This window comes from Rhizobium sp. A22-96 (genome assembly GCF_053521805.1).
Genome location: NZ_JBNWDQ010000001.1, coordinates 67,728 through 87,192, shown reverse-complemented (window position 1 = coordinate 87,192; position 19,465 = coordinate 67,728). Strand labels below are relative to the sequence as shown.

At 59.5% G+C, this 19,465-nt stretch carries 14 protein-coding genes; 9 read left to right on the top strand and 5 right to left on the bottom strand.

Annotation, left to right across the window (positions count from 1 at the left end; all coding sequences use genetic code 11):
* Nucleotides 1-72 precede the first annotated feature (72 nt).
* Genes ACQZ6F_RS00370 through ACQZ6F_RS00360 form a run of 3 tightly spaced genes read right to left on the bottom strand, consistent with a single transcriptional unit; the run spans nucleotide 73 to nucleotide 3,792 of the window.
* On the bottom strand, nucleotides 73-1,254 hold the full coding sequence (locus ACQZ6F_RS00370; RefSeq protein ID WP_449095412.1) for a PLP-dependent transferase: 1,182 nt from the start codon (nucleotides 1,252-1,254) through the stop codon (nucleotides 73-75).
* A 13-nt stretch (nucleotides 1,255-1,267) separates the two neighbouring features.
* Nucleotides 1,268-2,641: an MATE family efflux transporter gene (locus tag ACQZ6F_RS00365; RefSeq protein ID WP_449095413.1), complete on the bottom strand. Its 1,374-nt coding sequence runs from the start codon at nucleotides 2,639-2,641 to the stop codon at nucleotides 1,268-1,270.
* Nucleotides 2,638-3,792 (bottom strand): GNAT family N-acetyltransferase, encoded by a 1,155-nt coding sequence (locus ACQZ6F_RS00360; RefSeq protein WP_449095414.1) that lies wholly within the window; start codon nucleotides 3,790-3,792, stop codon nucleotides 2,638-2,640. The genes ACQZ6F_RS00365 and ACQZ6F_RS00360 overlap by 4 nt, the downstream gene beginning before the upstream one ends.
* A gap of 325 nt (nucleotides 3,793-4,117) precedes the next feature.
* Here ACQZ6F_RS00360 and ACQZ6F_RS00355 point away from each other — a divergent pair, with 325 nt between their 5' ends.
* From ACQZ6F_RS00355 to fhuB, 8 genes are all read left to right on the top strand, one after another.
* The gene (locus ACQZ6F_RS00355) at nucleotides 4,118-8,110 is read left to right on the top strand and encodes an amino acid adenylation domain-containing protein (RefSeq protein WP_449095415.1); all 3,993 of its coding nucleotides are present in this window, start codon (nucleotides 4,118-4,120) and stop codon (nucleotides 8,108-8,110) included.
* Between the two features lie 24 nt (nucleotides 8,111-8,134).
* Nucleotides 8,135-9,454 (top strand): lysine N(6)-hydroxylase/L-ornithine N(5)-oxygenase family protein, encoded by a 1,320-nt coding sequence (locus ACQZ6F_RS00350; protein WP_449095416.1) that lies wholly within the window; start codon nucleotides 8,135-8,137, stop codon nucleotides 9,452-9,454.
* A gap of 133 nt (nucleotides 9,455-9,587) precedes the next feature.
* Nucleotides 9,588-10,187, top strand: coding sequence for a 4'-phosphopantetheinyl transferase family protein (locus tag ACQZ6F_RS00345; RefSeq protein WP_449095476.1), 600 nt, complete (start codon nucleotides 9,588-9,590; stop codon nucleotides 10,185-10,187).
* Between the two features lie 151 nt (nucleotides 10,188-10,338).
* The gene (locus ACQZ6F_RS00340) at nucleotides 10,339-10,929 is read left to right on the top strand and encodes a sigma-70 family RNA polymerase sigma factor (RefSeq protein WP_449095417.1); all 591 of its coding nucleotides are present in this window, start codon (nucleotides 10,339-10,341) and stop codon (nucleotides 10,927-10,929) included.
* 52 nt (nucleotides 10,930-10,981) lie between these two features.
* The gene (locus ACQZ6F_RS00335) at nucleotides 10,982-11,455 is read left to right on the top strand and encodes a GNAT family N-acetyltransferase (protein ID WP_077467202.1); all 474 of its coding nucleotides are present in this window, start codon (nucleotides 10,982-10,984) and stop codon (nucleotides 11,453-11,455) included.
* Between the two features lie 60 nt (nucleotides 11,456-11,515).
* Nucleotides 11,516-12,328 carry an ATP-binding cassette domain-containing protein gene (locus ACQZ6F_RS00330; RefSeq protein ID WP_449095418.1) on the top strand — a complete coding sequence of 271 codons (813 nt, stop codon included), beginning with the start codon at nucleotides 11,516-11,518 and terminating at the stop codon, nucleotides 12,326-12,328.
* Nucleotides 12,318-13,223: an iron-siderophore ABC transporter substrate-binding protein gene (locus ACQZ6F_RS00325; RefSeq protein ID WP_449095419.1), complete on the top strand. Its 906-nt coding sequence runs from the start codon at nucleotides 12,318-12,320 to the stop codon at nucleotides 13,221-13,223. Before ACQZ6F_RS00330 ends, ACQZ6F_RS00325 begins: the two co-directional genes overlap by 11 nt.
* On the top strand, nucleotides 13,220-15,211 hold the full coding sequence (fhuB, locus tag ACQZ6F_RS00320) for a Fe(3+)-hydroxamate ABC transporter permease FhuB (RefSeq protein WP_449095420.1): 1,992 nt from the start codon (nucleotides 13,220-13,222) through the stop codon (nucleotides 15,209-15,211). Before ACQZ6F_RS00325 ends, fhuB begins: the two co-directional genes overlap by 4 nt.
* 68 nt (nucleotides 15,212-15,279) lie before the next feature.
* On the opposite strand, the gene ACQZ6F_RS00315 is transcribed toward fhuB, so the two are convergent.
* On the bottom strand, nucleotides 15,280-15,861 hold the full coding sequence (locus ACQZ6F_RS00315) for a dienelactone hydrolase family protein (RefSeq protein WP_449095421.1): 582 nt from the start codon (nucleotides 15,859-15,861) through the stop codon (nucleotides 15,280-15,282).
* Nucleotides 15,862-16,062: 201 nt separating this feature from the next.
* A complete protein-coding gene (locus tag ACQZ6F_RS00310; RefSeq protein WP_449095422.1) occupies nucleotides 16,063-18,252 on the bottom strand; it encodes a TonB-dependent siderophore receptor in 2,190 nt (729 codons plus the stop codon).
* A 296-nt stretch (nucleotides 18,253-18,548) separates the two neighbouring features.
* On the opposite strand from ACQZ6F_RS00310, the gene ACQZ6F_RS00305 reads away from it, so the two are divergent.
* A complete protein-coding gene (locus ACQZ6F_RS00305) occupies nucleotides 18,549-19,451 on the top strand; it encodes an alpha/beta hydrolase (protein ID WP_449095423.1) in 903 nt (300 codons plus the stop codon).
* Nucleotides 19,452-19,465: the final 14 nt, after the last annotated feature.

The following is a 19,465-nucleotide window of genomic DNA, read 5'->3' as shown; positions in this document are numbered from 1 at the left end:
ACAATGGATAATAGTATGGGCGGGGTGGTAGTGCCACTCCGCCCATATGGCAATATGAAACGTTGACGCGACCTACCGTTTTGACGCCAGCAGTGCCTGTTCCAGATCCGCAATGATGGCAGCTGCCGTGTGCAGCCCGACATTCAGGCGAATGGTGCGGTCACTGACGCCAAATCGTGCGAAGACATTGGTTTCGGGTGAGATGCTGAGCGCCGCCTTTGCCGGAACAACCAGGCTCTCCGGGCCGCCCCAGCTGACGCCGATGCGGATGAGACCCAGCGCATCGACGAAGTCTGCGACGTCGATGCGATCGGAAACCTCGAAGGAGAAAAGCCCGCCGAAACCACTGAAGGTCCGCTTGCCCGGATGTTCGCAGAAGACCGGATGCATGACGTTGGTCACCTCCTCATGTGCCTTCAGCCACGATGCGACCTCCAGGCCGGCTTCGTGGTGATGACGCAGCCTGAACGGCAGGGTCTCCAGGTTGCGAAGCACCAGCCACGCCTCGAACGGCGCCAGCTTCGCACCCGTGTAGGGATAGATTTCGCAGTTGATCCGATCGATATGCGCCTTGGAGCCGGCGACAAGGCCCGCCACCGTATCGCTCTGACCGCCAAGATATTTCGAGGCGGCATGGATGACGATATCGATACCGAGGGCGAGCGGGCTCTGATAGAGCGGCGTTGCCCAGGAGTTGTCGACGATTGTCACGACGCCATGGCGACGCGCGGCTTCGGCAATGGCAGGCAGATCCTGCAACTCGAACACCATGGAGGTGGGGTTTTCGAGATAGGCGAGCTTGGCGCCGGGAAGGGCCGCAATCATGGCCTCGGTATCGGTGCCGTCGATATAGTCGACAATGACGCCGAAACGCTTCAGGACTTTTTCGAAGAAACGGAAGGCATCGCTATAGACGTGCCGCACGGTAACGATGCGATCTCCTGGGCCGACGAAGGCAAGGACTGCGGCGGCAATGGCGCCCATGCCGCTTGCAAAGGCGCGCGCCGCCTCGGCTCCTTCCATCTCGGCGATCCTGCTCTCCAGCAGCTGCACCGTCGGGTTGTCGCCACGCGAATAGATCGGCTTCTTCGAGCGGCCGGCGAAGACATCTTCCAGCTCCTTGTAGCTATCGAACAAAAACAGCGAAGTCTGATAGATCGGCGGTACGGCCGCATCGAACGGGTCGTTGCGTTGGGGCAGCAGCGGGTCGGGAATGGCGTGCCGATAGGCATCGAATCTCGGTGTCTCGTTCATGACGTTCCTCTGGTCAGGTGTGAAGTGTCGATTGGCCGGCCAATTGGGCCGGCTGTTGCGTAGGCAGAATCGTGAGCCACTCGCGTCGCGCGACGAAAAGGCCGAGCACGGCGGCAAGAATTGCCGCAGCGGCTGGTGCGGCGGAGAGACCCGCAAAGCCCGTCCATAGCGGCAGCAGGAGGAGAAGCGGGATCAGCAGATAGCCTTGTGGGGCGAGCCCCACGAGAGCAGACATGCCTGCCCTGCCCCGAGACTGCAGCGTCACGAGCAGCACGGACTGGAAGGCCGCCAACGGAAAGACCGGAAACAGCGCGCGCAGCCACACCACTGCCTCATCAACGACCTGCGGGCTGTCGGTGAACAGGCGTACTATCGGTTCGGCTGCAACAAGCAGCAGCATGGAGTAGACCGACGCAACGGGTATGGTTATCGCCAGCATGAAGCGGATCACGGCCTTCAACCGTTGCGAATCGCCGGCACCGAAGGCGTGGCTCACGACGCTCTGCGCGCCAAGGCAGAAGCCGAAAATGGGAAGTTGACCCAAAGTCATGAGCCGAACCGCAATGGCAGTGGCTGCTACCCCGGTGTCGCCACCATGGACAGCGGCTTCGCGCATCAAAATTAGAAGGCCAAAACCGGTCATGATACTCGCGGCTGCAGCAGGAACGCCGATCCTCGCCATCGGGCGCAGCAGGTGCCATCGCACCAACCCGCCTGTCACGCTGACCGTCCCCCATCTGCGAGCAAAATAGACGACATAGCAGCCAAGCGCCGCCACCGAGGAAAGAATGGTGGCCGCTGCCGCACCGGATGCGCCGAGCTTGAAGAAAAAGATGAAGATGGGATCAAGTACGGCGTTCAGCGCAAAGCTTGCGATCAGTACGATCATCGAAAAGCGCGAATTGCCCTCGGCAATCGCAATGAAATCGCAAACCGCCTGCAGCAGACCAAGCGTCACACCGAAGGCAAGCAACCGTCCATAATCGAGGCCGGGCACTAACAGGCTGTCGCTCGCTCCAAGCGCACCGACGAAGTCGGGCAGCCCGAGATAGATCAACACCGACAGACCGATACCGAGCGGAACCGTGGCCACGAGCGCCGTGGTGGCAACGAATGAGGCGGCCGTAGGGTTACCCTCGCCGAGATGGCGCGCCAAAAGCGTGGCAAGCCCGATGCCAAGCCCCTGCCCGGCTGCCGCAACCAGCAGGAACAGTGGCATGACGAGGCTTATGCCGGCCAATATATCGGGGCCGAGAGCACCGAGAAAGATCGCGTTGATCGCATGGTGCCCGGCGCTCGCGGCCAAGCCGGCCACCGCCGGGAGTGCGACCGTCAGAACGAGCCGCATGATGCGCGGGTCGTTCATGTCGACGGCTGTTTTCATCATGCGGCGCCTCGCGGGAGCGAACCGAGCGCGGGCAGACCATCCTCATCCATCAGACCGGAAAGGTCGGGCGACAGCAGCCGATCCATGAAGAAGCGTTCACGCAGCAGCATGACCAGGAGCGCCTTTTTGTGCGGGAACTGAATATGCTTGACCTTGGCGAAGCCGGAGCGATCGAGGTTGCGGATCTGCTGGGCGTGGTGATGGATCGGTTCGCCGACGATACGCCGGGTGCGCGGATCTGCCAGGAACATGTAGTGCATCAGCGACGGCAGCCACGCACTGACAAAGGCCTTGCCGCGGAAATCATCCTCGCCGATCGCAACATGCCAGCCGCGATCGAAGCCATCGGCGTCGTAATGCGGCCCGATCCGATCTTCCTTGGCCCAATAGAGTTCGAAATAGCCGAAGGGAACGCCGCCGAAGGTTCCGATCAGCGGCAGAGTCCGAGGATCTGCAAGACGACCGGCAATAAAATCGCGGTGATAGGAGAGATCGCCGCTGTCTTCCCATATGGCCGACACCCGTGGATCGTTCATCCAGCGATGGAAATGCGGGAGATCGGCTTCGATATCGGCGACGTGGAATCCAAGCTGCGTGTTCAGCCAGGGAATGAAGCGATTATAGACGCGACCCGTCGGCTTCGGCGGTCGCTGCGGGTGAAGCGCGCCGTTGGTCATGACGGGCACTTCCGGATAGTTGCTCGGAATGCCGCCGAGCCAGAGCTTTGCTTGCTGAAACAAGGATTCTGGGCGAACGATGAGGCGATCTCCACGCTGCTCGATTGCGCCGGCGCTTAGCAAACGCCTTGCAAGGGCTTCATCGGCGAGTTCGATTTCGAAGCAATTCAGTGCCGGATTGCACGCCAGAACGGCCTCAGACACAGCATTGACGATATCTTCAGCGGCAGCAGCGGAGATGGCTGCTGATAGGGTATCGAAGACCAACAGATTGGCGGCCGGACCCGACAGATAACCGGAGCCAACTTCCACTCCGTGATACGCGACACGAAAGCTGCCCGGTTCTCGCCCCGAGCACACGACGAGCGGCTGACCGCAAGCAAGCGCGTGGCTGACAAACCCTGCCGATGGCAGGCGCAGATCCAATGGCTGCACCGCCGCCTTTTCACTCCTGATCGCTACGGAGGCATCCATGATTCTTCTCCATTTTTGAAACTGGGCGCCATCGGGATCGTTAGATCATGCGCACCGCTAGTTCCGCAGTGACGAATGGCGCCCACTCAAATTCAAAATAATTTTCAAAAATAATTTTTGAGATTCTTCTGAATTTCCATCACCCCCGTTCGTCATGCAAATGCTTCGACGTAATTACAGGATGACCTGAATTATACGACGCTAGAAATGCAGAATTATTGGGATGATTAAGCCAATATCTATTATGGATATTGGTTTTAATATTCTATTCCATTTCGACACTCCGGAATAATACTGCTATATCTTCGAGGAGATTTGCGAGGAAATGACAATTCACGACCGGAATGCTACAGCAGCAAACGACTCCGATCTTGTCGCGAAATGCTCGCTATCACCTGCGCAATCGCGAATCTGGCTTCTGTCGGAGACGGGCAATGAGGTCGTCTATGGGCGCCAAATCCTTGGCTTCGCCTTCCCTTCGGTCTCGCTCGCCACAGCGCGCCAGAGCCTGTCATCGCTTTCGCAACTACATCCGCTCGTCACGTCGGAATTTGAGGCACGAGCCGGCGGAGCCGTGCAGCAGATCCTGAGACATGGCCGCCAAGTCGAAGTTATAGAGGCAGATTTGCCGACCGGGGAAGATCTCGACGAAGCGCTGGCAGCAGCCGCTTCTGCGGAACGACAACGCCCGATGGATCTTGGTGGAGGCAATCCGGCCCGATTCATTCTCCTGTCGAGAAACGGACAAGCGATCGGCATCCTGCTGTCCCTCCACGCCATCCTGGCGGACGCGGCGACACTCGATCTTCTCGGCACGCATTTCCTTCGCGGCCTCCACAACGAGGCCGAGGCCACGCTCGAAATTGCCGAAACAGCGCTGCCTGATGCTCTCGCCTGGATGGCCAGCAATGGTGCGTCGCGCAATCCGGCACCGGAACTGGTCGACTTCTGGTTCCAGCGGCTGACGGCACAGGAAAACATCGCTTCGCTCATCCCACGGATTTCGACCGGAAAAGAGCTCGTCGATGAAGCGTGGTTCGAGCATGCGCTTGAGGTATCGATGCCTCAGGGCCAAGCACAGCCCACCGCCGACGCGTCCAGGGATATTCTCGCCGCACTGGGCGTGACTTTGCGCCGCCACTCCGGCCATGGCACCCAGAGGATCGGCCTTGTCACCCGACCTGAGACGCAACTAATAGCTGCTCGTAGCGAAGATGTGCTGATCCTGACATCGGAATTGAACGGCGCCATGACGCTTGAGGATGTCCGCAATACCTTCATTGAGGACATCGAAGCCGCTTCGCGTCGATCCTGGCCGTTTGAAGCTCTCACAGATGCCTTGCTGCGGCGGGACGAACTCTTCGACACGACCGGGCTGGTGAAGACGCTTCTCGATGTGAGGCCAATTCAGCGGTTCAAGGACGCGGCCGAACACATAAGCAGCCTCTCCCAACCCCCGTCACGCCGCGACGCAGAGCTCGTTATCACCGTTTCCCAAACATCCGAGGGCAAGTTTCATATCGGCTTAGGCTTTGATCCTCAAAAGCACGACAGAAATCAGATCGCCCGCTTCGCCGACGACCTTGCCGTCGCACTTGCCCGCCTGGCCGGCCATCCCGGCGAACAAATCAAGCATATTCCCTTCGTATCGCCGGCAGAACTGGACAGGCTGTCCGCGCCCTATCCAGACGCGCCCGAACCGGACGATGGCACGCCGATCCATGAGGTTATCGCTGCGCAGGCCAGACGGCGCCCGGACGCGTTCGCCGTGGCGCAGGGCGAAAAATCTGTGACGCATGGCGAACTGGAGGCAGCGGCCAATCGGCTGGCGCATCGACTGATTGCCATGGGTGTCGGGCCGGAAAAGCGCGTCGCCATCGCGCTCGAAAAATCGATCGACGCCATCGTTGCCATTCTCGCCGTACTGAAATCGGGCGGCGCGTTTACACCGGTCGAGCCGGATCATCCCGAAGCCCGCAATCGTCATATCCTGACGGCACCCGGCCTCTCGCTCGTCATCTCACGCGCGAAGCATATCGCAAACCTGCCGAGCGATATTGCGACGCCCTTCCTCAATCTCGACGCGACGGACATTTCTTCCGAGAGCAGCGAAGCGCCAGCCACGGCGATCGCTCCACGGCAGCTCGCCTATGTGATCTACACTTCCGGCTCGACCGGCGTGCCCAAGGGCGTCGCCGTCGAGCACGGTCCATTGGCGCATCATTGCAAGGCGACCCTGCGCATCTACGAGATGAGTGAAGACTCCTGCGAATACCCGGTCCTGCCCTTCACCTCCGATGGCGGGCATGAGCGTTGGATGGTACCGCTGATGGCGGGCGGCGGCGTGGTGCTGACGCAAGACAAGCTCGCGACCCCCGAAGACGCCTTCGCCCAGATGAAGCGGCATGGCGTCAACAATGCCAGCCTGCCGACAAGCTATGTGCGCGGACTTGCCGAATATGCCGGCGAGAACAGCGCGGTACCGCGCCTGCGGCTCTACTCCTTCGGCGGCGAAGCGCTGTCGCAGGCGGTGTTCGACATGATCACCGAAAACCTCAAGGCGCAGCTGCTGATCAACGGCTACGGGCCGACCGAAACGATCATGACACCGATGATCTGGAAGATTCCGGCGGGAACCCGCTTCGAGGGGACGGTTGCACCGATCGGCCGCGGTGTGGGCGATCGACGCATCTATGTGCTCGATGCCGACCTTGCACCGGTTCCGGTCGGCGTGATCGGCGAAATCTATATCGGCGGCAGCGGCCTGGCGCGTGGCTATCTTGGCCAGCCGGAACTGACGGCAGACCGCTTCATCCTCGACCCGTTCTCGCAGGGCGGACGGCTCTATAAATCGGGCGATCTCGGCCGCTGGCGGGAAGATGGCATCGTCGAATTCGCCGGCCGCGTCGATCATCAGATCAAGCTACGCGGTTTCCGCATCGAGCCCGGCGAGATCGAAGCCGTGCTGCGGTCGGACCAGCGCGTCGCCGAGGCGGTCGTGCTGCTGCACAATGACGGCGGGCGCAGCTCACTCGTCGCCTATGTGGTTCCGCGTGAAGGAGAAGCCTTAAGCGTTACCGAGCTGCGCCGCGCGGCCATGACCGCCCTTCCCGATTATATGGTCCCGCAGACGATCATGATTATCGACAGGCTGCCGATGGGGCCGAACAGCAAGCTCGACCGCGCCGCCTTGCCGGCACCTCGCATCGAGCGCGAGATGGTCGCGCCGGCCAATGACAAGGAAAAGGCGATCCTCGAAGCCTGGAAGGACATTCTCGACATAGGCGATATCGGCGTTACCGAGAATTTCTTCGATATCGGCGGACAATCGCTGGCAGCGGTGCGCATCGTCTCGCGTCTGAAGATGCGCCATCCCGAATGGCCGCTATCGATTGCCGACATGTTCAATCACCCGACCGTCCGCGATCTGGCGCTCGCCATCGAGGGTAGCCGCGACGAAGCCGGTGTCGATGTCGTCTATCTCCGCCGCAACGGCGACCGGCCGGTTCTCTATTGCTTCCCCGGCCTCCTCGTCAGCACGCGCGAGTATATGCGCCTGGTCGACTACCTCGGCCCGGACCAGCCGGCGACCGGCTTCATCTGCTATTCGCTGACCGAGACTAAGACGCTCAGCACCCGTGTCGAAGATATCACCGCGCGCTATGCGGAGGCCGTGCGCAGACAAGCCAAGGGCCGTCCCTGCGCCTTCCTTGGCTGGTCATGGGGCGGACTTCTTGCCTACGAAGCAGCCAGACAGCTGGGCAACGACATCGACCTGCGCATGATCGGCATGGTCGACGTCTGCGATATGGACGAGGAATTCACTGTCGGCATCATGCCGCGCTTCGAAGATGGCGTCCGGGACCGCACCCACGCAGCCGTACAAAACTGGCTTGTGACGACGCCGATGCGTGAGGATTGGGAGAGGCTGTTTGCGGCGATGAACGCGGAGGTCTACGAACAGTTCCTCCACCATATCGTCAAGCATAATGTCAAGCTGCCGACGGACGGTCCGGATATCGGCTCGGAAGAGCATACATTCTGGATCCTGATCGACAACGGAATGATCTTCCGAAACTACCGCCTCGAGCCTTCGGATTTCCGCATCCACGCCTTTGCGGCCGAAGATTCCCTTACGCGTGCGCTTAATGTCATCGATTGGCGCCGCTACTCGTCGAATGCCACGGCCTCGGAGATCGTCACGGGCACCAACCATCTGACGATCATCGGCAAAACGCCGTTCCATCAGCGTTTCGCCCGACGGCTGGACCATGCCTTCGCGCCGACGACCATCCTGCCCACGGGCGAGAACAACTAACCTGCATCATCCTGGAGCTGCATCATGACATCGCACGTGCTCGACCTCGCCGGGGCCGGAATTGGTCCGTTCAACCTCAGCCTTGCCGCCCAGCTCGATTCCGTACCGCAACTGTCGGTCCGCTTCTTCGAACGGCGGTCTGCCTTCGCGTGGCATCCCGGAATGATGCTGCCGGGCGCGGAGATGCAGACCTCCATCCTCAAGGACCTCGTGACCGCGACCAACCCGACCAGCCCCTGGAGCTTTCTCTCCTATCTGGTTGAACATAAACGCTTCTATCAGTTCCTTAACGCAGAATATGAAGCGGTTCCCCGCAAGGAGTTCGCCGATTACCTCGGATGGGTCGCACGCGGCCTGACATCGCTTCGCTTCGGCACGAGCATGCGCGAAGTCCATGCGAATGATGGTCTTTTCTCCATTGCCACGGATGATGGCCCGACCAGTGCCCGCAATCTTTCCGTCGGCGTCGGCAAGCTGCCGGCTCGCCCGGCCTGGGCCGAGCAACTGCCGAAATCAATGACCTTTCATAGCAGCGAGGCGGCCCATCGTATCGGTGATGTCAAGGCACCCCGCATCGCCGTCATCGGTGGCGGACAGAGCGGGGCGGAGATCGTCGACGCTCTGCTTGATCTGAATGCCGTCTCTTCTGTCCATTGGATCAGCCGCCGGCCGAATTTCGAGCCGCTGGACGCGACGCCCTTCACCAACGAGTTGTTCACGCCAAGCTACATGGAGCGCTTCCATGGACTTCCCGAGGAACTGCGCCTCATCCATACGCGCCGGCAGGTATTGGCAAGCGATGGCGTTTCCGCCTCGACCTTGAAGAAACTCTACCGCCGTCTCTATGAAAGAAAGCTGGAGGCCGGCGGCAGCACCGATCACGGAATATCGCTGCGCCCCTTCCGCGATGTCATCTCAGCCGAACAGGACGGTCCGGAAATCGCGCTGACAATGCGCAACGGTTTCGACAACAGCATCGAGACGCTGGCCGTCGACATGGTCGTGCTTGCCACAGGCTATCGCTTCGTCCTTCCTGAATTCCTGCATTCCCTGGAAAATCGGATCGAGCTGAACTCCATCGGCGAGCCAGTTCTCGAAAGTGATTTCTCGCTTGCCTGGGATGGCCCGCGCGAGAATCGCATCTTCGTGCTCAATGCCGGGCGGCACAGCCACGGGATTGCGGAACCGCAACTCAGCCTCGCCGCATGGCGCAGCGCCGTGATCGCCAACTCCCTGCTCGGCCGCGAACATTTCAAACTCGGTCAGCTCGATCCCATCGTTCAATGGGAAACCCAGGAACACTCACCGGCGCTTTCTTCACATCTGGGGCAGGCTGCTGAATAAGTTGAGTGCCCTTGAGACGGGCGACGAGATCGCGCAGATCGAGCTTCACAGCCTGCATCTGCGCGACGGTCTTAATATCCCCGAACATTCGTTGAGCGAAGACGAAAAGCGGCGCGCTGCTGCGTTTCGCTCGATGGAGGCGCGACGCCTGTTCGTCGGCGGCCGAGTTCTTTGCCGCGGCATTGTCGGTACCCTTGCTGGCTGTGCGCCGCAGGCACTCTCCATTGCGATTACGCCGGCCGGTCGGCCCTATCTTCCCGACCATCCCGAGATCGACTTCAACCTCTCCCATACGAGAAACACCGTGGCGCTCGCGATCTGTCGCGGCGGCCATGTCGGCATAGATATCGAACGGCTCGATGCATTTTCCGAAGCTGAAGCCCGCGAGATCATGCCGCTGATTCTTTCCGGGCGCGAGCTTGACGATATTCACCAACTGGCCTTCGAGCAGCGCCACATGACATTTCTGTCCTATTGGGTTCGCAAGGAAGCGGCTCTCAAGTGCCTTGGTGATGGTTTCCTCACTGACCCGCAGCACGTGATACTCGGCGCCGACGATACAATCATAGATATCAAGAGCCAATCATCAGCAAAGCCAACTTCCATCTGGTCCGGCCAATTTCGCGATGAAGAAACCATCCGTTTTCAATGGGCTACAGCCGTTTCGCAAACCACTACGGAACCCATTTGGCAACACCATGCAGACCTAAATTCCTTCATGAAGTTTCTTTAAAATTAAAATAAAATCATGGAGATAAATGGCTGAATCGGAGAAGAGCCGCTTTCTTTCGATTCTATCTTGACTATCATTATCATGTTTTATAGGGTCCCCGAAAAAGAGGGGCACATCGAAATGCAACTTTGGATTTCAGCGAGAGCCCGACATGATTGCCAACCATTCGCAGTCGACTTCCAATGAGCAACTCCAAGCCGCACTTCACGCCTACCCGAAGCTCCTCTCCGTCGCGCGCAGGATCACGGGTTGCATGAGCTTGGCCGAAGATGTCGTGCAGGAAGTCCTTCTGCAACTGGTCTCAAAGCCGCTCAGGCAGGATATAGCGGCGCCCACGCCCTATCTGATGCGCATGGTACGCAATCTGGCGACCGACCATATGCGACGCCTGCGATATGAGAGGGGCCTCTTCGTCGAAGAGGAAGTTGGCGACAACACCTCCGCCTATGGAAGTCCCGAGGAACACCTGCACGAGGCTGAAGCCTATAAGGCTTTCCGTTGCACGGTCGAGGCGATGCCGGCCAGGACCCGCAAGTTTTATGAGGAGCATTATTTCGATGATGTTCCCCAAAATATCATCGCCAAGGAGGCGGGCGTATCCTGTGCCCTTGTTTGCGGCCTTCTGCGAGAAGCGCACTCGCGCTGCCTGGCAGCAATTGCGCTAGAGGCCGATCAGGCCATGGCTTCGGGTCGCGGTCACAAGCGCGATCGGTCTTTGCGCGCCGGGGAGTTGCGTGCTTGATAGCGATGCGGCTCCATCTTCGGCAAACCGTTGCCAGCAAGAGAAAGAATAGATGCAGGAAGCAGTTGAGATAACCGAATGCAAGGGCGAAATCTGTCGTGACATCATGTCGGAATTGACGGATTGGTTTACGGAGCCGGCTGTCATCGACGCCTGCGCTCATGCGGTGGAAACCCTCCCGATGTTCGGTTGCATCGAGAAGGATAATGTCGCCGGCTTCGTTGCAGTGAGACCGCATCCCCCATCTGCCATGGAAATCCTGGTGATCGCCACGCGGCGGCGATATCATGGCGGCGGCATCGGCAAGCGTTTGCTGACCGCTGCCGAACGATTTGCCCGCTCCGCCGACTGCAAGCTCCTGACGGTGAAGACGTTGGCTCCCCGAGGCAGGAACGAGCCGCAATATGATGCGACGCGCACCTTCTACGACAGAAACGGTTTCATCCGCGCGGAAATCTTCCCCACCCTCTGGCAGGAAGACAATCCGTGCCTGTTCTTCGTCAAGCCATTGATGGCAATGCACTAATACCGCCCGTTTGCAGATACGCGATATATGACCAAACCATATGCTTCCCGAGAGACAACCATGAAAGCCCAACCCATTGCCCAGGTCGACCCTGAGCCGCACCCTGTCTTCACGACGGAGAGCCTGCGCTTCGATGTCGATGGCAAGACCATTCTTCATCCGCTCGATCTGACCTTCAATGCCGGCGAGATCTCCGGCCTGATCGGGCACAACGGCTCCGGCAAGTCCACCCTGATCAAATTGCTCGCGCGACAGATCCAGCCGACGGGCGGACGGATCGTCTTTGATGGCGTCTCGGTGAATTCCTATGACATGCGTGCCTTTGCCCGCGCCGTCGCCTATCTACCGCAAGATACAACATCCGCGGCCGGAATGACCGTCGAGGAACTTGTCGCCTGCGGGCGCTACCCCTGGCATGGAGCTCTCGGCCGCTTTACCGATGCCGATCGCGAGAAGGTCGAGACGGCGATGCGGCTCACTCATGTGGATACGCTGAAAGGCCGGATGGTGGACACGCTTTCGGGCGGCGAGCGCCAGCGAGTGTGGATAGCCATGCTGGTCGCACAGGACAGCCGCTGCCTGCTTCTGGACGAGCCGACCTCGGCGCTCGACATCGCTCACCAGATGGAAATTCTCGGCCTTGTGCGCGAGCTTTGCCAGACCAAGGGTTTGAGCGTCATCCTCGTGCTGCATGACATCAATGTCGCCGCGCATTTCTGCGATCATCTGCATGCGTTGAAGCACGGCCATCTCATCGCCGCCGGCCCCTCGTCCAGCCTGATGACGGCGGAAACGCTGCATACGATCTACGGCACGAATATGGGTGTGACGGCCCACCCGGTGCATGGAACGCCCCTTGCCTATGTCATCTGAACCACGCTTTGAAAGCCTGAAGCTTTCACGCCGCCAGATACTTCTTGCCGCGGCGCTTTTTGCCGTTCCCGGGATCGGACAAGCGAGTGAAACCATGTCCGGCCCAATCGTTTCGCTCGATTATGGCCTGGCATCGACCCTGCTGGCGCTGGGTGTCACCCCTGCAGCCATCGCTTCGCTCGCCGATTGGGACATATGGGTCGTCGAGCCGAAAATGCCGGCCGGCGTTGTCGATCTCGGCACCACCAGCGAGATCAATCTCGAGGTTCTCGCAAGCCTGAAGCCCGCATTGATCCTGACTACGCCCTATCTGGCTCCGCTGAAACCTCGACTGGAAGCAATCTCGCCGGTGCTCGAGCTGACGATCTATGCCGAAGGCGGCGAAGCTCTGCAGCGCTCCATCGAAGCCACGCGGCTCCTCGGCGCGGCCATCGGCCGGCAACGGCAGGCGGACGACTTCCTGGCTCGATCCGAGCATTTTTTCGACGATTGTGCCCGCCGCGTGAGCAAGCTTCAGCCGCCGCCGCTGGCACTGATCAATTTTGTCGACGACCGTCACGCCCGTATCTATTGCGGCGCCGGCCTCTATCAGAATGTCATGAGCAGGATCGGTCTCAAGAATGCCTGGACAGGTTCGGGTGATTATTGGGGCTTCGAAACGATCGGGCTGGAGCAATTGGCGACGCTCGATCCAAGCCTGCGCCTGATCGCCTTCGAACCCCTTCTCCCGCCCAACATACTCGACAAACTGCAGGATAGCCCCTTGTGGACCAGCCTGCCCTTCGTACAGGCCGGACGCGTCTCGGTGCTTCCGGGGACGCTGATGTTCGGCATGGTAAAGGAAGCGGAGCGCTTCGCGCGCATCCTGCTCGATCATCTGGAAAAAATCGCATGAGCCGCACCGAGGTAAACACTATTCTCGGCGCACCCGCCGTGGCGTTGACGCTGTTGGTGCTGGCTGGGCTGCTCGCCTGGCATCAGGTGGCTCCTGACTTTTCGAGGCTGCTGGTGCAGGATACCGCTTACGATCCTCAGCGTCTTCTCCTGCTGTATTCGACGCTGCCACGCATCGTCACCGCGCTTCTTGCCGGCGCTGCCCTTGCCCTTTCGGGAAGCCTTTTGCAGCAGGTGCTACGCAATCCGCTGGCCTCGCCCGAGACCCTCGGCATTTCCGCCGGAGCGAACCTTGCGCTCGTCGCCGTCATGCTCGCCTTTCCGGCGCTACAGGGCCTTGGCCGCGATGTCGTTGCGCTGTTTGGAAGTGCTGCCGCCGCTGGAGTCGTTTTTCTGATCGGCGCGAGACGGGGTTTCTCTCCGTTTGCCCTGGTACTATCCGGCTTGATCGTCAGTGTCTGGAGCGGCGCGCTTGCCGCCATTCTCGTGCTGATGAACGACCGCTATCTCTCCGGTCTCTTCATCTGGGGGGCGGGATCCCTGGCACAGCAGAGCTGGACCATTCCGCTTTCTCTTCTACCGAAAATCGCCGTCCTTACGGCTGCCGCCTTCCTGATGGCCCGGCCGCTGTCGCTGATGGAACTCGGCGACGGTGGCGCCAGCGGCCTCGGCCTCTCGGTCAAGCGGACACGCATTGCCGCTGTTTGCCTTGCAATTGTACTCGCCGCGATCGTCACCAGCGCCGTCGGCGTCATCGGCTTCATTGGCCTGATCGCTCCGCGTGTCGCCCATCTCGCCGGTGCGCGACACATGAAGAGCCAACTCATCTGGTCACCGCTCATCGGCGCCGGCTTGCTGCTTTTGACCGATCAAGCGCTGATGCTCCTTTCCGGCGCGTCATCGACATTCCTGCCCACAGGCGCCATCACCGCTTTGCTCGGGGCGCCGCTCCTGCTCTTGATGTTGCCGCGCTTCAAGGCAATGCAACGCAGCGTGCCGGCGCCATCGCATGGCTCCAAGCAGGCGGCACATGCCTCGCGAACGCTTCTGCTCGTGACGGTCGCTGGGCTTGTTGTCCTTCTTCTAGGCGCAATCTTCTTCGGACGCGCTCCAGATGGAGCCTGGACAATTCTCGCCTATCTGCAATGGCCCGATGTGCTGCCCTATCGGTTGCCGCGCGTTGTCGCCGCCTTTGCTGCCGGCACGATGCTTGGCGTTGTCGGTGCGATCCTGCAGCGGCTCAGCGGCAATGAAATGGCGAGCCCGGAAGTGCTGGGGATCTCCGCCGGCGCAACGATCGGTGTTACTGCCGCCCTCTTTATCCTGCCCGCTCCCGGCATGGCGGCCCAGCTCGGCTTCGGTGGCCTCGGCGCGTTCGCCGTTCTGCTGACCATTTTCATTTTCGGCATCCGTTCCGGTTTTGCGCCGGAACGTGTCCTGCTGACAGGCATCGCCCTTGGCGCCATGCTCGATGCCTTCATCAGCGTGCTCGCCGCCAGCGGCGATCCACGTGCCATGATCGTCATGCAGTGGATGAGCGGGTCTACCTATCTCGTTGATATACCGAAAGCGGCAGCGGCGACCGCCGCTGCTTTCGCGGGCCTGGTGCTAGCCTTCCTCGCGCATCGCTGGCTCGATCTCCTGCCACTCGGCCCGCAGGCGGCGCAAGCGATCGGCATCCGTGTCAATCTCGCCCGCGGCTGCCTGTTTGCTCTGGCTGCCGCCATGACCGCAGCCGCCACTCTTGTCGTCGGCCCCTTGAGCTTCATCGGCCTCATGGGTCCGCATCTGGCGCGAGAGCTGGGATTGCGGCGAGCAACGCCTCAGCTGGCCGGCGCGGCCCTTGCCGGTGGTGGTCTGATGGTGCTTGCGGACTGGTTTGGCAGAATGATCGCCTTCCCCTACCAGATCCCCGCAGGACTGGTTTCCGCCCTCGTCGGCGCCCCACTGCTGCTGATCCTGCTGATGAAGCGGCGCAGGACGGCATAATCTTAAGAATAAAGCGTTGTTGCGGAACCACGTCCGCAGCTGAAATTGAGTCAAGACGCCGGCGTGGATCAGACGCGATCCAGGAACTCAAGCACTCGGCTCGTCAGCAGCGCGGTTGCACCAGCATCATATGATGGGAGCGAGTTGTCGGCGAAGTAGTGCTGATCGCCGGGATAAAGGAAAAGCTCTGCATCCTCGACCTTGGTCACGATCTCGCGGGCGGCATCGATATCACCCTCGCCGGCGAAGATCGGGTCGTTTTCCATCCCATGAATCTGGACCGGGACGCTGTCCGACCAAGGGCCGAAGGCCCATTCGCCAGTGATCGGCAAGCAGGAATGGAAGAAGAGAGCGCCTCGGGCTCCGGGCCGTGTCTGCGCGAGCTTTTGCGCCGGCAATACACCGAACGAGAACCCGGCATAGACGAGCGCGGAAGGCAGTTCATCGGCGACGCGAGCTCCGCGCTCCCGCATGTCGTCGAATCCGATCTCGCCGATATAGGCGAGCCCCTCCTCGATGCTCTGGAACGTGCGCCCGTCGAATAGATCCGGCGTATGCACAATGTGACCGGCAGCCCGCAACCCGTCAGCAAAGCCGCACACACCCGGGGTCAATCCCTGTGCATGGTGGAACAACAAGACCTCGGCCACACGAAGCCTCCGGATGGGATGATCGGGCATACTTTCAGCCAAGCTACAGCCTCATCGCCGAAGCAGCAAGGATGAGGACACCTTATGAAACAGGCTTAGGCTGCAAAATAGCCTTCCTGATGGGAAGACTGGGTTCAGCCAACGAAAGGCGGCCATCGGGTTGAAAGCGGGCGCCGGGAAAAATCGGCGCCCGCAAGAAGTTTACCAGCGATACTTCAACGACGCCGTGATGTTACGGCCCTGTCCGAGGTAGCAATAGCCGCTGTTGCACACCGTCAGGCGGCGATTGGCGATGTTGCGGATGTCGAAGGAGGCCGTCAGACCTTTGTATTTCTGGTCGATCGCGCCAAAATCGTAGGAGAGCGCCGCATCAAGATATATGCTGGCATCGTTCTTGGCGGTGTTGGCCGTGCTTGTGTAGTTCTCACCCGTGTAGCGAATGCCGGCACCGACCTTGAGACCATTGGCCACCGTGTCTTCCTGGAAGCTGTAGTTCGACCACAGGCTGGCGATATTCTTCGGCGTCACGGCGGGCGCATTGCCCGAGTCATCACCACGCGTGATTTCCGAATGATTGTAGGAATAGGATGCGATCACATCCCAAGCGTCGGTTACGTTCGCCTTGGCTTCCAGTTCGATCCCCTTGTTAGTAACCTCGCCGAGCGAGGCATAGACGAGTGTTACAGGATCAACCAGGACAGGCTTGTTCTTTTCGACGAGGTGATAGGCAACGGCCGACAACAAAATGTCAGTGCCTGGCGGCTGATATTTCACGCCCAGTTCGTATTGTTCGCCCTTCGTCGGATCAAGAATGCTGCCGGAGGCGGAGCGTTGCGTGACCGGATTGAAGGAGGTCGAATAGCTGGTGAAAGGCGCTATGCCATTGTCAAAGAGATAGAGCGCCCCGGCCTGGTAGGAAAATGCATTCTTGTTGAGGCTGTCGTCGGTGGTTGTTCCTGAAGAAACGAAATTGGTATCGGTCGACTGCTTGACCCAGGTCTGGCGTCCGCCGAGTGTGAAGCGCCATTTGTCGAGCTCGATCTGATCGAGGGCATAGGCGCCGAACTGCTGCAGGCTGCCCTTGACCCGGCTGATATTATAGTCAGGCGTCGGGCCGGAAACCCCATAGGTCGGGTTATCAATATCGAAGTCGTAGGCAGGATTGCTCGTTGCATCCATCCCATATGCAAAGGAATCGGTCATATGGGTGTAGTCTAGGCCGAACAGCACAGTATGGGCGGCCGGGCCGGTATCGAACTTGGACTCGAGCTGGTTATCGACCTGAAAGACGTTCATGGCATCGCTGATTGCACTCGCACCACGATGGGCGACATTGCCCGTCCAGCTATAGACGCTGAGATAGCGCGCTTTCAGATCCAGATGAGAGTAGCGCAGGTTCTGACGGAAGGTGAAGCCGCCGTCGAACTCGTGCTCGAACTGGTAGCCGACCTGCTGCTGCCGGGTCTTCTGATAGTCGTAGTCGGGGTCGCTCTCGCGCAAATTAAGTACGTTTCCATCAGGCCCGGTCAGTGCGCCGACATTGGCATCGGTTTCCGTGGACTGGGCCGAGCCGTAAACGGTAAATTTCGTCGCGTCATCGGGCTTCCAGGTGAAGGATGGCTGTATGAAATAGCGATCGTCGGCGATATCGAAATTAGTATCGCCCTTTCGCGCCAGACCGACGATCCGGTACAGCATGCTGTCATCGTCTTGATTGACCCGGCCGCCGAAGTCGAACATCGTCTGAGCGCGGTCGGATGTTCCGTAGAGGACCCCAACCTCCCGGATGGTCTCGTCCGTCGGCAGTTTCGAGATCTTGTTGACGATGCCGCCCGGCGAACCTGCGCCATAAAGAACGGATACAGGACCCTTGATCACCTCTACCCGGTCCAGCGAATAGGGATCGGTGCGGAACATCCCATAATTCATATAGGGCTGCCGCAGCCCGTCGCGATAATCGCCATCGGTGGTAATGTCATTGCCGCGGACGATGACCTGATCAAAGCGTGGATCAAAGCCGTAGGAGCCGGTCTGGACGCCGGCGGAGTAACGCACCGCCTCGATGACATCCTGTGCACCGCGCTCTTCCAGCTCCTTCCTGGTGATCACCGAAACGGATCGCGGCGTCTCGACCAGAGGCGTATTGATCTTGGTGGCGCCGCGGCTCTTCTTTGCCGCTACCGTTGTATTGTCGCTGGCATCGCTCGATTGACCGCTGACAATGATCGGCGCGAGCTGGGTCGCATTGCCGCTGTTCGCGTTGGTAGCGGAATCCTGCGCAAAGGCATTTCCGCTTAATGCAAACAGGGTGACGAGGGCCGTGGCACTACGCGAAAGACCGATTTTAGTGTCCGTCAAATAATTGATATAATTAAGTGATCCCTGCGTCATGGTCTCTTGTGCCCACCCGTTTCTGAAAAAGATGGCGCAAACTAGTTTGCAGTTGCGGCTGCCGTCAAGAATACATGATTATAATAGTCATCTTTTTTTGAGATTCGAGGCGATCATGATATTTTCGTGGGCGGAAACGGCGTGTGCAGTCAGAATAATACAACCAAAGATTACATCCGAGCTGCATTTGAATAGCTTGCCAGATCCTGAATCACATAATATGACGAATCCTGTCATCTTTTAAGAAGCGGTCGCAGATCTGCCGATCAACCGCGTTTCGATCACTCGGGGAAACCATGTCCCAATTGCCACCAAACAGCACGGCAACGCCGCCGCTGCCGGTTACTCTTGCCGGTGCGACCTATGTCGATCTGAAATTCGACAACGCCGATCAGCCGCACAGGATACTTATCTACCGTCCCGACAAACCGGCGCCGCCGGAGGGTTGGCCTATCCTTTATCTGACCGATGGGAATGCCTGTTTCGCCACGGCAGTCGACGCCCTCAAGGTCCAAAGCTCCTATCCGAATGGAACCAATGTTCAGGAAGGCGTCATCGTCGCCATCGGTTATCCCACGGATGGACCCTACGATCCGCTCCGGCGCTCGTGGGACCTGAGCCCGCCGCCCGGGCGGGTTTATCCGCCATTCTATCCCGATACACCTGACGTCCGCACTGGTGGCGCCGCTCGTTTTCTGAAAATGATCGAAGACGAGCTCAAGCCCTGGATAGAACAACAAGTGCCCATCGACCGATCGCGCCAGACGCTTTTCGGTCACTCGTTCGGCGGTCTTTTCACGCTCTTTGCGCTGTTTACGAAACCAACCGCCTTCGACCGCTGGATCTCTGCAAGCCCGTCGATCTATTGGGAAGACGGCAACATTCTCGTACGGGAAGAGGAATTTCTAGCCAGCCTCGACGCCCCTCTCGACATAGAGCTTCATCTTTCCGCCGGGGAATATGAAGGAGAGAAGCTTGCGCCATTCCACAAGGGCGCGGCCGATGAGCATAAAAGGCAGCAGGGCGCCAAGGAAACGCGCACCATCGAACTGGCACGAGAGATGGCTCAGCGATGGTCAGCGTTAGCCTTGTTCACGGGAACCGTCACATTCGAAGAATATGCCGGCGAGAACCACATGTCGCTCCTGCCAGTTGCCCTTAACAGAGCGGTGCAGGTCGCATTCCGCAGAGCGAAATAGCATCTGGCTGCCAA

Coding starts and splice junctions, on each gene's coding strand:
- ACQZ6F_RS00370 (WP_449095412.1), bottom strand. CDS start 1,254: ATGAACGAGACACCGAGATTCGATGCCTATCGGCACGCCATTCCCGAC.
- ACQZ6F_RS00350 (WP_449095416.1), top strand. CDS start 8,135: ATGACATCGCACGTGCTCGACCTCGCCGGGGCCGGAATTGGTCCGTTC.
- ACQZ6F_RS00360 (WP_449095414.1), bottom strand. CDS start 3,792: ATGGATGCCTCCGTAGCGATCAGGAGTGAAAAGGCGGCGGTGCAGCCA.
- ACQZ6F_RS00305 (WP_449095423.1), top strand. CDS start 18,549: ATGTCCCAATTGCCACCAAACAGCACGGCAACGCCGCCGCTGCCGGTT.
- ACQZ6F_RS00365 (WP_449095413.1), bottom strand. CDS start 2,641: ATGATGAAAACAGCCGTCGACATGAACGACCCGCGCATCATGCGGCTC.
- ACQZ6F_RS00310 (WP_449095422.1), bottom strand. CDS start 18,252: ATGACGCAGGGATCACTTAATTATATCAATTATTTGACGGACACTAAA.
- fhuB (WP_449095420.1), top strand. CDS start 13,220: ATGAGCCGCACCGAGGTAAACACTATTCTCGGCGCACCCGCCGTGGCG.
- ACQZ6F_RS00330 (WP_449095418.1), top strand. CDS start 11,516: ATGAAAGCCCAACCCATTGCCCAGGTCGACCCTGAGCCGCACCCTGTC.
- ACQZ6F_RS00325 (WP_449095419.1), top strand. CDS start 12,318: ATGTCATCTGAACCACGCTTTGAAAGCCTGAAGCTTTCACGCCGCCAG.
- ACQZ6F_RS00345 (WP_449095476.1), top strand. CDS start 9,588: ATGGAGGCGCGACGCCTGTTCGTCGGCGGCCGAGTTCTTTGCCGCGGC.
- ACQZ6F_RS00340 (WP_449095417.1), top strand. CDS start 10,339: ATGATTGCCAACCATTCGCAGTCGACTTCCAATGAGCAACTCCAAGCC.
- ACQZ6F_RS00355 (WP_449095415.1), top strand. CDS start 4,118: ATGACAATTCACGACCGGAATGCTACAGCAGCAAACGACTCCGATCTT.
- ACQZ6F_RS00335 (WP_077467202.1), top strand. CDS start 10,982: ATGCAGGAAGCAGTTGAGATAACCGAATGCAAGGGCGAAATCTGTCGT.